This window comes from Streptomyces albus subsp. chlorinus (assembly GCF_013302895.1).
Lineage (GTDB): Bacteria > Actinomycetota > Actinomycetes > Streptomycetales > Streptomycetaceae > Streptomyces > Streptomyces chlorinus.
Genome location: NZ_VJOK01000001.1, coordinates 1,409,697 through 1,422,894, shown reverse-complemented (window position 1 = coordinate 1,422,894; position 13,198 = coordinate 1,409,697). Strand labels below are relative to the sequence as shown.

Sequence of the window (13,198 nt, the reverse complement as noted above, 5' to 3'; positions counted from 1 at the left end):
GATGAAGACCGCGACGGACGAGAGGGCGGCGGAGCGGGACACCGCCGGCGTCCCGGCACAGGACGGGACGGCGGCCCGGCTGACCGGCCGCGACCTCACCCTCGCCTACGACCAGCGCACCATCGCCCGCGAGCTGGACGTCGCCGTTCCCGACCGGTCCTTCACGGTGGTCGTCGGCCCCAACGCCTGCGGCAAGTCCACCCTGCTGCGCGCCCTCTCCCGGATGCTCAAGCCGGCCAAGGGGCAGGTCCTGCTGGACGGCGGCGACATCGCGGGCATGCCCGCCAAGGCACTCGCCCGTACGCTCGGCCTGCTGCCCCAGTCGTCCATCGCGCCCGACGGCATCACGGTCGCCGACCTCGTGGCCCGCGGCCGGTATCCGCACCAGGGGCTGCTGCGCCAGTGGTCGCGGGACGACGAGCGGGTGGTGGCCGAGTCGATGGCGGCCACCGGGGTCGACCAGCTCGGCGACCGCTTCGTGGACGAGCTGTCCGGCGGGCAGCGGCAGCGCGTGTGGATCGCCATGGCGCTGGCCCAGCAGACGCCGCTGCTGCTGCTGGACGAGCCCACCACCTACCTCGACATCGCGCACCAGATCGAGATCCTCGACCTGTGCGCACGGCTGCACGAGGAGGAGGGCCGCACCCTCGTCGCCGTCCTGCACGACCTCAACCACGCGGCCCGCTACGCCACCCATCTGATCGCCATGCGGGAGGGCCGGATCGTCGCGCAGGGCGAGCCGCGCGAGGTGGTGACGGCGGAGCTGGTCGAGGAGGTCTTCGGCCTGCCGTGCCGCGTCATCGACGACCCGGAGACCGGCACTCCGCTGGTGGTGCCCGCCGCGCGCCGCTGATCTGTCGCACCCGGGAGGTAGCGTCTGGGCATGAGCGAGTTCGCGCAGGCACCCGGGTTCCAGCACGCCCCCGGCCGGCACCGGCCCCAGGACGACGCGTCCGGCGGCCCGGACGAGCGGGCCCGGGCGCGGGAGGTGCCCGGGGACGAGGAGGGCCGCCGGGGCGGGACGGCCGAGGAGAGCGCGCCCGGCCCGCTGGACGGCGAGGCGGGTCCGCCGGAGGAGGAGCGCCCGCAGAAGGAGGCGGGCCCCGGCGCCGGGAGCCCGCGGGCGGGGGAGGAGCCCGAGGACGGCCCCCGCCCGCTGGGCGTCGGGCTGCGCCCCACCGGGCACGCCTCTCTCGACGAGCGGCTGAGGCGGCTGGAGGACGCCGACCACCTCGCCGTCTCCGCCCACCAGGAGGTGTACGAAGATGTCCACCGCGGCCTGCGGGAGACCCTGGCCGCGCTGGACCGCCCCCACACACCCCGGAGCTGACCCGTGGCACGACGCCGACTCGACGCGGAGCTGGTGCGCCGCAAACTCGCCCGTTCACGGGAGCACGCCGGTCAGTTGATCGCCGCCGGCCGGGTCACCGTCGGGGGCGCCGTCGCGGCCAAACCGGCGACCCAGGTGGAGACCAGCGCCGCCCTGGTCGTGAAGGAGGACGAGAACGACCCGGACTACGTCTCCCGCGGCGGCCACAAGCTCGCCGGAGCGCTGGAGGCCTTCGTCCCCCGCGGGCTGCGCGTGGAGGGGCGCCGCGCGCTGGACGCCGGCGCCTCGACCGGCGGGTTCACCGATGTGCTGCTGCGCGCGGGCGCCGGCCACGTGGTCGCCGCGGATGTCGGGTACGGGCAGCTGGCCTGGTCCCTGCGGAGCGACCCGCGGGTCACGGTGAAGGACCGCACGAACGTCCGGGAGCTGACGCCCGAGGACCTCGACGGGGAGCTGGTGGAACTCGTCGTCGGTGATCTGTCGTTCATCCCCCTGGGGCTGGTGCTGCCGGCACTCGTCCGCTGCGCAATCCCGGAAGCCGACTTCGTCCTGATGGTGAAACCACAGTTCGAAGTGGGCAGAGAACGGCTGGGCAGCGGCGGTGTCGTCCGCAGCCCCCAGCTGCGTGCCGAGGCCGTGCGGACGGTCGCCGGCCACGCGGCGGCCCTGGGACTCGGCGCACTGGGCGTCACCGCTAGCCCGCTGCCCGGGCCCTCGGGAAACGTCGAATACTTCCTGTGGCTGCGCGCCGGGGCCGACGACCTCGACCCGGCCGAAGTCGAGCGAGCGGTGGCGGAGGGGCCCAAGTGACCGAGGACAGCCGAGCTACCCGGCCAGCACAGCCGACCCAGTCCCCGAAGGCCGCCGGGGGCCGCACGGGGGACGCAGACCGGCAGGACGGCGACCGCACCGTCTTCCTCCTCGCCCACACCGGCAGACCCGCCGCCGTGCGCAGCGCCGAACTGGTCGTCCAGGGGCTGCTGCGCTGCGGGATCGGCGTGAGGGTGCTGGAGGAGGAGGCCGCCGACCTGCCGCTGCCCGACCGGGCGGAGACGGTCACCGCCAAGCCGGACGCCGCCGAGGGCTGCGAGCTGCTGGTGGTGCTCGGCGGCGACGGGACGCTGCTGCGCGGCGCCGAGTTCGCCCGCGCCTCGGGCGTCCCGATGCTCGGCGTCAACCTCGGCCGGGTCGGCTTCCTCGCGGAGGCCGAGCGGGACGACCTGGACAAGGTGGTCGACCGCGTCGTCTCCCGCGCCTACGAGGTCGAGGAGCGGATGACCCTGGACGTGCTGGTGCGCAACAGCGGGTACACCGCCAACGGCCGCACCGGAGGCCACATCGTGCACGCCGACTGGGCGCTGAACGAGGTGTCCGTCGAGAAGGCGGCCCGTGAGCGGATGCTGGAGGTCGTCATCGAGGTGGACGGCCGCCCCGTCTCCAGCTTCGGCGGCGACGGAGTGGTCTGCGCCACCCCCACCGGCTCCACCGCCTACGCCTTCTCCGCGGGCGGGCCCGTGGTGTGGCCGGAGGTGGAGGCCCTGCTGATGGTGCCGATCAGCGCCCACGCGCTGTTCGCCAAGCCGCTGGTGACCGCGCCCGACTCGGTGCTGGCCGTCGAGGTCCAGCCGCAGACGCCGCACGGGGTGCTGTGGGCGGACGGCCGCCGCAGCGTCGAACTCCCGCCCGGCGCCCGGGTCGAGGTGCGGCGCGGCGCGGTGCCCGTCCGGCTGGCCCGGCTGCACCACGCCTCGTTCACGGACCGCCTGGTGGCCAAGTTCGCCCTTCCGGTGACGGGCTGGCGGGGCGCCCCCCGCTAGCGCCCCGCACCCCGCCGGCGTCCGGCACCCCGTCGGCGTCCCGCACCGGCCGGCGCACGCGCACCGGCCGGTGCCGGACCTTGGGTTGACTGCCGGAGAAGCGGGCAGAGACGGGCCCGCGACCGCGCTGCCCGTCAGCCCGCGAGGGCGATATGTCCCCCCACGATCCAGTTATCACCCCGACCACCGGTGTGGCCCGGGCCGGGGAACCTCGTATGGTCGTATCCGTGTTGGAGGAGATGCGGATCAAAGCCCTGGGCGTGATCGATGACGCCGTTGTCGAGCTGTCCCCCGGCTTCACCGCGGTGACGGGTGAGACGGGCGCGGGCAAGACCATGGTCGTCACCAGCCTCGGGCTGCTGCTGGGCGGACGCGCCGACGCCGCGCTGGTGCGGGTCGGCGCCAAAGCTGCCGTCGTCGAGGGCCGGATCGCCGTGGCCCCGGACGCGCCCGCCGCGCGCCGCGCCGAGGAAGCGGGTGCCGAGCTGGACGAGGGGGCCCTCCTGGTCTCCCGCACCATCTCGGCCGAGGGCCGCTCCCGTGCGCACGTGGGCGGGCGCGCCGTCCCGGTCGGGCTGCTGGCCGAGCTGAGCGACGACCTGGTGGCCGTGCACGGCCAGACCGACCAGCAGGGGCTGCTGCGCGCCGCCCGTCAGCGCGAGGCGCTGGACCGGTACGCGGGGGACGCCGTGTCCGTGCCGCTGGCCGCCTACCGGAAGGCGTACCGCAGGCTGCGCACCGTCGCCGCCGAGCTGACGGAGCTGACGACCCGCGCCCGCGAACGCGCCCAGGAGGCCGATCTGCTGCGCTTCGGCATCCAGGAGATCGAGGCCGCCGAACCGCAGCCGGGCGAGGACGTCGAACTGGCGGCCGAGGCCGAGCGGCTGGGGCACGCCGAGGCGCTGGCCTCCGCCGCCACCGCCGCGCACGGCGCGCTGGCCGGCGACCCCGCCGACCCCGAGGGCGTCGACGCCGCGACGCTGGTGGCCGGCGCCCACCGCGCCCTGGAGGCGGTGCGCGCCCACGACCCGGCGCTGGCCGCACTCGCCGACCGGCTGGGCGAGGTGCACATCCTGCTCTCCGACATCGCGGGCGAACTGGCCGGATACGCCGACGACCTGGACGCCGACCCGCTGCGCCTGGCCGCCGTCGAGGAGCGCCGCGCGGCACTGGGGCAGCTCACCCGCAAGTACGGCGAGGACGGCGAGGGAATGGCCGCCGTGCTGGCCTGGGCCGAGCGGAGCGCGGACCGGCTGACCGAGCTGGAGGGCGACGACGACCGGATCGGGGAGCTGACCGCCGAACGCGACGCGCTGCGTGTCGAACTCGCGGACCTGGCCCGTACGCTCACCGAGGCCCGCGCGGACGCCGCCAAGCGGTTCGCGGACGCGGTCACCGAGGAGTTGGCCGAGCTGGCCATGCCGCACGCCCGGGTCTCCTTCGAGCTCAAGCACAGCGAGGATCCCGAGGGACTCGACATCGACGGCCGCACCCTCGCCTTCGGCCCGCACGGCACCGACGAGGTCGAACTCCTGCTCGCCCCGCATCCCGGCGCCCCGCCCCGCCCCATCGCCAAGGGGGCGTCCGGCGGCGAGCTGTCCCGGGTGATGCTGGCCGTGGAGGTCGTTTTCGCGGACTCCGACCCGGTGCCCACCTATCTGTTCGACGAGGTGGATGCGGGCGTCGGCGGCAAGGCGGCCGTCGAGGTCGGCCGCAGACTGGCCCGGCTCGCCAGGTCGGCGCAGGTCGTGGTCGTCACGCACCTGCCGCAGGTGGCCGCGTTCGCCGACCGCCATCTGGTGGTGCACAAGACGGACGACGGCACGGTGACGCGCAGCGGCGTCAAGGCCATGGAGGGCGAGGACCGGGTGCGTGAGCTGTCCCGGATGCTCGCGGGCCAGGAGGACTCCGAACTCGCCCGCGCGCACGCCGAGGAACTGCTGGAGGCGGCGCGCTCGGGCGCCTGAACGGGTTGCGGGCGCCCGGCGTCCTCCGGGGCCGGGCGCCCCGCGTCATGCGGCCCAGGTGCCCCGTGCCCGGGCCCGCGTACCCCCTGACCGGGGCTTGACACGGTGCCCGGCGGCCCGGAACGGCACCCCGCCGGGGCCCTGCGGTGGGCCGGCCCCCGGCCGATGACGGCCTCCAGCGGCGGCCCCCAGTGAGGGGCGGTGGTCTCCGCTGAGGGGCTGCGGCTTCCCAGCGGGAGGCGGTGGTCTCCGGTGAGAGGCGGCGCCCCGTGCGGGGTGACACTGGTCGGCGACGGGCGGCGGAAAAGGGTGCGGATCGGCGCAGGGAACTCCGCCGCGCGCCCTCACCCGTGTGAGTGAGGCTTGGGTCCGGCGTGCCCCGACGCACCGCCGTCCGGGTCCGTCCGGCGGTGCGGCACCTGATCATCACCTGGCATCCTGGGCAGGCCCCGCCCCCCACCCGCCAGCCAGGGAGCCCGCCTGCCGTGAGTCCGCCCCGCGCCCCCGCCCCGCACCGGCCGCAGGTCGGCGCGCGGCCACCGCACGCGGTGCACGTGCTCGGCGGCGGCGACGGGGACGGGAGCGAGGCGCCGTCGGCGGGAACGGCCGCCCATGTGCGCTCCCTCGCCACGGGCCTGGCCGCGCGCGGGGTGCGGGTGACGGTCTGCGCCCGGTACGACGCCGGTCTGCTGCACGCCTTCACGGGGACCGGCGCGGACTTCCTCCCGGTGCAGGGGCGCAACCGGGCCGAGAAGGTCGCCTGGCTGCGTGCCGTGTGCGCCGACGCCGACCTCGTCCACGCGCACGGCCTGCACGCCGGTCTGCTGGCGGCCCTCGCGCTCGGCCGACGGCGGCGGACCGTACCGCTCGTCGTCACCTGGCACACGCTGCCCCGCCCCCGGCCGGGCGAGGCCACGCGCGCCGGAGCCGCCCGCGAACTGGTGGGCCGGCTGCTGATCCGCCGGGTGGCCCGGGCCGCGACCGTCGTCCTCGGCACCACCACCGCGCTGGTCGACGCCGCGCGCCGCAGCGGGGCCCGCGACGCGCGGCTCGCCCCCGCGCCCATCCCGGTCGAGGGGGCGACGCACCACCCGGGCGAGGAGAGCGAGGACGAGGAGGAGGCGCTGCGTCACAAGGCGCGTGCGGGCCTCGGCGCGCTGGACCGCCCCCTCCTGCTGGCCGTGGGCCGGCTCGACGGCAGCGGCGGGCACGAGACCGTGCTGACCGCCTCCCGCGCCTGGCGCCGCCTCGACCCGCCGCCGCTGCTCGCCCTCGCGGGGGAGGGGCCGCAGCGGGCCGCGCTCCAGCGCCGGATCGACCAGGAGGGGCTGCCGGTGCGGCTGCTGGGGCGGCGCGACGACGCGCTGCGGCTGCTGGCGGGCGCCGATCTCGCGCTGCTGCCCACCGAATGCCGGGGCCGCTCGCTGGTCGCCCAGGAGGCGCTGCGCCACGGCGTGCCCCTGGTGGCCGCCGACGGGGGCTGTGTGCCCGAACTCGCGGGCGACGCCGCCGTCCTGGTGCCCGGGGGCGACGCCGACTCCCTCGCGTCCGCCGTCCTCACCCTGCTGGCGGACCCGGACCGCCGCGCCGCCCTGGCCGAGGCGGGCCGCGCCCGTGCCCGTACCTGGCCGACCGAGGACGACGCGAGCGCCCAGGTCCTCAGCGTCTACGACGAGGTCAGAAGCGCCGCCGGCGCGGCCCGTTGAGCCGGACTTCTGGCAGTGGGCGACCGGCGCCGGCGCCGGCGTGCGAGTCCACGCACCCGCGCACGGGCTGGGCGCGCAAGCCCCCAGACACAGCAGTGCGCCCGGTGTGCGGGGTGCACCCCGGGCGCTTCTCCGCGTTCCCGTACGGGCCGGCGGCCGTACGGGTCAGACCCCGTAGGCTCCCGACGCGGTCAGCCGCAGTGCCGTGTCGATGAGCGGCACATGGCTGAACGCCTGCGGGAAGTTGCCCACCAGCCGCTGGCGGACGGGGTCCCATTCCTCGGCGAGCAGGCCCACGTCGTTGCGCAGGGCCAGCAGCTTCTCGAACAGCTTCCGGGCCTCGTCCACCCGGCCGATCATGGCCAGGTCGTCCGCGAGCCAGAAGGAGCAGGCCAGGAAGGCCCCCTCCTCACCGGCGAGCCCGTCCACGTTCTCGCACGGCTCCCCGTCCGGGCCGGCCTCGGCACTGGTCGGGTAGCGCAGCACGAAGCCGTCCTCGGTCGACAGCTCCCGCTGGATGGCCTCGATGGTGCCGATGACCCGCTTGTCGTCCGGGGGAAGGAAGCCCATCTGTGGGATCAGCAGCAAGGAGGCGTCCAGCTCCTTGGAGCCGTAGGACTGCGTGAAGGTGTTGCGCTCCTTGTCGTACCCCTTCTCGCAGACCTCGCGGTGGATCTCGTCACGCAGGCTGCGCCACCGCTCCAGCGGCCCGTCCACCTCGCCCGACTCGATCAGCTTGACCGTGCGGTCGACGGCCACCCACGCCATCACCTTCGAGTGCACGAAGTGCCGGCGCGGTCCGCGGACCTCCCAGATGCCCTCGTCCTTCTCGTCCCAGTGGTCCTCCAGGTAGCTGATCAGCTTCAGCTGGAGGAGCTGGGCGTAGTCGTTGCGGGCCAGGCCCGTCATATGGCCCAGGTGCAGGGCCTCGACGACCTCGCCGTACACGTCGAGCTGGAGCTGGCCCGCGGCTCCGTTGCCGACCCGGACCGGCTGCGAGCCCTCGTAGCCGGGCAGCCAGCTCAACTCGGCCTCGGACAGCTCGCGTTCGCCCGCGATGCCGTACATGATCTGGAGGTTCTCCGGATCGCCCGCCACCGCGCGCAGCAGCCATTCACGCCAGGCCCGCGCCTCCTCACGGTAGCCGGTGCGCAGCAGGGAGGAGAGGGTGATCGCCGCGTCCCTCAGCCAGGTGAAGCGGTAGTCCCAGTTGCGCTCCCCGCCGATCTCCTCCGGCAGCGAGGTGGTGGGCGCCGCCACGATCCCGCCGGTCGGCGCGTAGGTGAGCGCCTTCAGCGTGATCAGCGAGCGGACCACGGCCTCCCGGTAGGGGCCGTGGTACGTACACGTCTCCACCCACTCGCGCCAGAAGTCCTCGGTGGTGCGCAGCGCCTCCTCGGGCTCGGGCAGCGGCGGCGGCTGCTTGTGGGACGCCTCCCAGCTGATCGTCAGCGCCACCCGGTCGCCGGGGCCGACGGTGAAGTCGGAGTAGGTCGTCAGGTCCTTGCCGTAGGTGTCGGCCTCGGTGTCGAGCCACACCGAGTCGGGACCGGCGACGGCCACCGTGCGCTGGCCGATCTTGTGCACCCACGGCACGACCCAGCCGTAGGAGAACCGCATGCGCAGCGACGAGCGCATCCGCACCCGGCCGCTGACGCCCTCCACGATCCGCACCAGCTGGGGTGCGTGCTGCTCACGGGGGGGCATGAAGTCGATGATGCGGACGGTACCCCTGGGGGTGTCCCACTCCGTTTCCAGGACCAGGGAGTCGCCCCGGTAGCGGCGGCGGTCGGCCCGCGGCGGGTCGCCGCCCGCCGGGTGGGCGGGGCCCACCCGCCAGAAGCCGTGCTCCTCGGTGCCGAGCAGCCCCGCGAACACGGCATGGGAGTCGAAGCGGGGTAGGCACAGCCAGTCCACTGTGCCGTCTCTTCCCACCAGGGCCGCAGTCTGCATATCCCCGATGAGTGCGTAATCCTCGATGCGCCCAGCCACGTGCATCTCCAGTCGAACGAACTGCGACGCCCCCGCGGGACGTGCTGGATGACCTGTGTGTTTCTGCCTGTCCTTGGCAAGTGTCCGTGAAGGATACGACGCAGCGATCGCTTCCGCCCGACGGTCGGCTGAGTCCGGCTGCGCCGAAGGGGTGACCTTCGCTACCGCGTTCACCTGCTGCGACTTCATCGTCACACTGGGGCGCGTGTGACGGACCCGGAGCCGCCCCGCGGACCTCGGCAGCCGCGCCGCCCCCTCGGCACTGTTACGCTGGTAGCCCGTGGAGCGGTGGGCAAGCGAACGCGTTCTGTTCGAGACGACAGCCCCCCGAACCGCAGCGAGGCCACCTCGGGAAGCCGGTTACGGACTACCCCAGGATGCCGCCTCCGCACCCCACCAAGCGACCACGGGAGCCCCCTCTTGGCCATGCCGCCTACGTCCATGACGACCAAGCACCTCTTCGTCACCGGGGGTGTCGCCTCCTCGCTCGGCAAGGGGCTCACCGCCTCCAGCCTGGGCGCCCTGCTCAAGGCCCGGGGGCTGCGGGTCACCATGCAGAAGCTCGACCCCTATCTGAACGTCGACCCGGGCACGATGAACCCCTTCCAGCACGGCGAGGTGTTCGTCACCAACGACGGCGCCGAGACCGATCTGGACATCGGCCACTACGAGCGCTTCCTGGACGTCGACCTCGACGGCAGCGCCAACGTCACCACCGGCCAGGTCTACTCCACCGTCATCGCCAAGGAGCGGCGCGGCGAGTACCTGGGCGACACCGTGCAGGTCATCCCGCACATCACCAACGAGATCAAGCACCGCATCCGCCGCATGGCCACCGACGACGTGGACGTGGTCATCACCGAGGTCGGCGGCACCGTCGGCGACATCGAGTCGCTGCCCTTCCTGGAGGCCGTCCGCCAGGTCCGCCACGAGGTCGGCCGCGACAACGTCTTCGTGGTCCACATCTCGCTGCTGCCCTACATCGGCCCCTCCGGCGAGCTGAAGACCAAGCCCACCCAGCACTCGGTGGCGGCGCTGCGCAACATCGGCATCCAGCCGGACGCCATCGTGCTGCGGGCCGACCGCGACGTGCCCGTCTCCATCAAGCGGAAGATCGGGCTGATGTGCGACGTGGACGACGCCGCCGTCGTCGCCTGCAAGGACGCCCGGTCCATCTACGACATCCCCAAGGTCCTGCACTCCGAGGGCCTGGACGCCTACGTCGTGCGCAAGCTGGACCTGCCCTTCCGCGACGTGGACTGGACCCAGTGGGACGACCTGCTGCGCCGCGTCCACCAGCCCGACCACGAGGTGACCGTCGCGCTGGTCGGCAAGTACATCGACCTGCCCGACGCCTATCTGTCGGTCACCGAGGCGCTGCGCGCGGGCGGCTTCGCCAACAAGGCCCGCGTCAAGATCAAGTGGGTCACCTCCGACGACTGCCGCACCCCCGAGGGCGCCAGGCGCCAGCTCGGCGACTGCGACGCGGTCTGCATCCCCGGCGGCTTCGGCGAGCGCGGGGTGGACGGCAAGGTCGGCGCCATCACCTACGCCCGCGAGAACCGCGTCCCGCTGCTCGGCCTGTGCCTGGGCCTCCAGTGCATCGTCATCGAGGGCGCCCGCAACCTGGCCGGCATCGAGGACGCCAACTCCACCGAGTTCGACCAGGGCACGGCGCACCCGGTGATCTCCACCATGGAGGAGCAGCTCGACATCGTCGCCGGCGAGGGCGACATGGGCGGCACCATGCGGCTGGGCATGTACCCGGCCAAGCTCGCCGAGGGCTCCCTCGTGCGCGAGACCTACGGCGGTGAGCCCTACGTCGAGGAGCGCCACCGGCACCGGTACGAGGTCAACAACCACTACCGTGCCGAGCTGGAGAAGAAGGCCGGGCTCGTCTTCTCCGGCACTTCGCCCGACAACAAGCTGGTCGAGTACGTGGAGTACCCGCGCGAGGTCCACCCCTACCTCGTGGCGACCCAGGCCCACCCCGAACTGCGGTCCCGCCCGACCCGCCCGCACCCGCTCTTCGCCGGCCTGGTCAAGGCCGCCATCGAGCGCCAGCAGGGCACCGAGGGAGAGTGACGATGGCCACCCGCATCTCCGACACCCCCGAGGAGTGGGAGGTCACCGCGACCTCCACCCCCTTCCAGGGCAACAAGACCGGTGTCCGCACCGATCAGGTCGTCATGCCCGACGGTTCCGTCGTCAGCCGCGACTACCAGACGCACCCCGGCTCGGTCGCCATCCTCGCCCTCGACGAGCAGGACCACGTCCTGGTCCTCAGCCAGTACCGCCACCCCGTGCGCGAGAAGCTGTGGGAGATCCCGGCCGGGCTGCTGGACGTGCCCGGCGAGAACCCCCTGGCGGCGGCGCGGCGCGAGCTGTACGAGGAGGCGCACGTCAAGGCCGAGGACTGGCGGGTGCTGGTCGACGTCTACACCACCCCCGGCGGCAGCGACGAGGCGGTGCGGATCTTCCTGGCCCGGCAGCTCTCCGAGATCGAGGGCGAGCGCTTCGAGGTCTCCGAGGAGGAGGCCGACATGGAGCTGGCGCGGGTGCCGCTGGAGGAACTGGTGCGGGGCGCCCTGGCGGGCGAGCTGCACAACAACTGCCTCGTCGTGGGCTGCCTCGCCCTCCACGCCGCCCTCACCAGCGGGGGCGGCCCCGGTGCTCTGCGCCCCGCGCAGGCGCCGTGGCCGGCCCGGCCCTTCGAGGCGGAGTGACCCTCCCCTCGTAGGGGGCTGCCTCCCCCCTCCCCCCGGGCCCCGGAACGGGAAGCGGAACGGGAGGAGCCCCCGGCGCGGGGAGGGAAACGCCAAGGCGGGGGCGGCTGTTGGTCTCCGCTCGGGCCCGGGAGTGAACTAGGCTCGGAGGCTGTGACAGACCAGGCGGTGGAGCCCACGACGGCGGGGCCGGGCCCCGAGTTCTTCACGGGCCGCGACCGCGAACTGCGGGCGCTGCACGAGGACATCGAACGTGTCGGGCTGCACACCCTCTCGGGCCGCCCGCTCCCGCACAGCCGCGTCCTGCTGATCGCGGGGGCGCCGGGCTCGGGCCGTACGGCGCTGGCGGAGGAGTTCGTGCGCCGGATCGCCGACCGGTACCCGTCAGGCGTGCTGCGGGCCCGCCTGACCGATCCGGGCGGCGTCCCCGTCCCAGCAGGGCGCGCGGCCCGCGCCCTGCTGGCGTCCCTGGCGCGCTCCGACGGCCTCCCGGCAGCCGCCGCCACACCACCGCCCGGCACGGACGAGGCAGCCGTCACCGAGCAGTTCCGTACCGCGCTGGCCCGCCGCGGCCGCACGGTGCTGCTGCTGGACGACGTGGCCGGCTCCGAGCAGGTGCTCGACCTGGCCCCGCAGAGCCGCGACTGCCTTGTCGTCGCGGTGGGATCCGGGCCGCTGACGGCGGTGCCGGACGTGCGGCCGTGCACGCTGGGCGGCCTGGACCGGGCGGCGTCCGTCGCGCTGCTGGCCCGCCATCTCGCCGCCACGCCGCGCATCACGGTCGACCCGCGCGGTACCGAGGTGCTGGCGGAGCAGTGCGGCGACCTGCCGGCCGCGCTCATGATGGTCGGGGGCTGGCTGGCCGCCCGGCCCAAGCTGGCGGTACTGGACGCCACGCGGGCGCTCACCGACCAGCCCGAGCCGGCCGACGCCCCCGCTCCCGCCCCGCTGGTCCGCGCCTTCCGGCTCGTGCACGGGTCGCTCGCCAACTCCTCGGCGCGCCTGCTGCGGCTGCTCACGCTGGCGTCGGCCGGTCTCGTCGACCCCCAGACGGCGTCGGCGCTCGCGGGCTGCTCGGTCACCGCGGCGCACGCGGCGCTGGACGACTTCGTCCGCCTCGGCCTGCTGCGGGCGCTGGGCGGGGACCGCTACGAACTGCCCGGCTGCCTCGATCCGCTGCTCCGCGCCGAACGGGCGGTACGCGAGCGGCCCGGCGAGACGATGCTGGCCCGGGCCAGGATGCTGGAGCGGCTGGTGCGCCGGCTCCAGGCGTGCCGGGCCGTGTGCGAGCCGGCCGGGTCCGCGGCCCGCAAGCGGCTGGGGGCCATGCCTTACGGGCTGCGGTTCGCCGGCCGGGCCCAGGCGCGCGCCTGGCTGGAGGAGAGGCGGCCCGCGCTGCTCGCGGCGGTACGGATGGCCGTGGCCGAGGGCGGCGGCGAACTGGACAAGCTGGCGCTCCGGCTGGTCTCCGCGCTGGGCCGGGCCTTCGACGCGCACCGCGAACCGGAGGAGGCGGCGCCCGACCTCTACGGACTGCACGAGCTGGTGCTGCGGGTGGCCGAGCGGGGCCGGATGCCACGGGAGCGGGCGGCGGCGCTGCTCAACCTGGCCGACATGGGACGCGCGGACGGACCGCTACGAGGACGCCACGCGCATCACC

Annotated in this window: 10 protein-coding genes; 9 read left to right on the top strand and 1 reads right to left on the bottom strand. The window is 74.5% G+C overall.

Features of this window, described 5'->3' with window-relative positions:
* Position 1: 1 nt before the first annotated feature.
* The 6 genes from FM076_RS06525 to FM076_RS06500 all read left to right on the top strand — a co-directional run bounded on the left by FM076_RS06525 (position 2) and on the right by FM076_RS06500 (position 6,820).
* Positions 2 to 853 (top strand): ABC transporter ATP-binding protein, encoded by an 852-nt coding sequence (locus tag FM076_RS06525; protein ID WP_428815134.1) that lies wholly within the window; start codon positions 2 to 4, stop codon positions 851 to 853.
* Between the two features lie 30 nt (positions 854 to 883).
* A complete protein-coding gene (locus FM076_RS34915) occupies positions 884 to 1,330 on the top strand; it encodes a hypothetical protein (RefSeq protein WP_345944904.1) in 447 nt (148 codons plus the stop codon).
* A gap of 3 nt (positions 1,331 to 1,333) precedes the next feature.
* Positions 1,334 to 2,140 carry a TlyA family rRNA (cytidine-2'-O)-methyltransferase gene (locus tag FM076_RS06515; protein WP_173868963.1) on the top strand — a complete coding sequence of 269 codons (807 nt, stop codon included), beginning with the start codon at positions 1,334 to 1,336 and terminating at the stop codon, positions 2,138 to 2,140.
* On the top strand, positions 2,137 to 3,147 hold the full coding sequence (locus FM076_RS06510) for an NAD kinase (protein WP_173868962.1): 1,011 nt from the start codon (positions 2,137 to 2,139) through the stop codon (positions 3,145 to 3,147). The genes FM076_RS06515 and FM076_RS06510 overlap by 4 nt, the downstream gene beginning before the upstream one ends.
* Positions 3,148 to 3,362: 215 nt before the next feature.
* The gene (gene recN / locus FM076_RS06505; protein WP_173868961.1) at positions 3,363 to 5,114 is read left to right on the top strand and encodes a DNA repair protein RecN; all 1,752 of its coding nucleotides are present in this window, start codon (positions 3,363 to 3,365) and stop codon (positions 5,112 to 5,114) included.
* Positions 5,115 to 5,599: 485 nt separating this feature from the next.
* Positions 5,600 to 6,820: a glycosyltransferase gene (locus FM076_RS06500; RefSeq protein ID WP_173868960.1), complete on the top strand. Its 1,221-nt coding sequence runs from the start codon at positions 5,600 to 5,602 to the stop codon at positions 6,818 to 6,820.
* Between the two features lie 165 nt (positions 6,821 to 6,985).
* Here FM076_RS06500 and FM076_RS06495 read toward each other — a convergent pair whose 3' ends face one another.
* The gene (locus FM076_RS06495) at positions 6,986 to 8,818 is read right to left on the bottom strand and encodes a glycoside hydrolase family 15 protein (RefSeq protein ID WP_173868959.1); all 1,833 of its coding nucleotides are present in this window, start codon (positions 8,816 to 8,818) and stop codon (positions 6,986 to 6,988) included.
* 420 nt (positions 8,819 to 9,238) lie between these two features.
* Between FM076_RS06495 and FM076_RS06490 the strand changes: the two genes are divergently transcribed.
* The 3 genes from FM076_RS06490 to FM076_RS06480 form a co-directional block, all read left to right on the top strand.
* Complete coding sequence (locus FM076_RS06490) at positions 9,239 to 10,897, top strand: CTP synthase (protein WP_173868958.1); 1,659 nt, start codon at positions 9,239 to 9,241, stop codon at positions 10,895 to 10,897.
* Positions 10,898 to 10,899: 2 nt separating this feature from the next.
* Positions 10,900 to 11,538, top strand: coding sequence for an NUDIX domain-containing protein (locus FM076_RS06485; RefSeq protein WP_173868957.1), 639 nt, complete (start codon positions 10,900 to 10,902; stop codon positions 11,536 to 11,538).
* Between the two features lie 153 nt (positions 11,539 to 11,691).
* Positions 11,692 to 13,198: AAA family ATPase (locus FM076_RS06480; RefSeq protein ID WP_173868956.1), on the top strand; the 1,507-nt coding region annotated here is incomplete at its 3' end.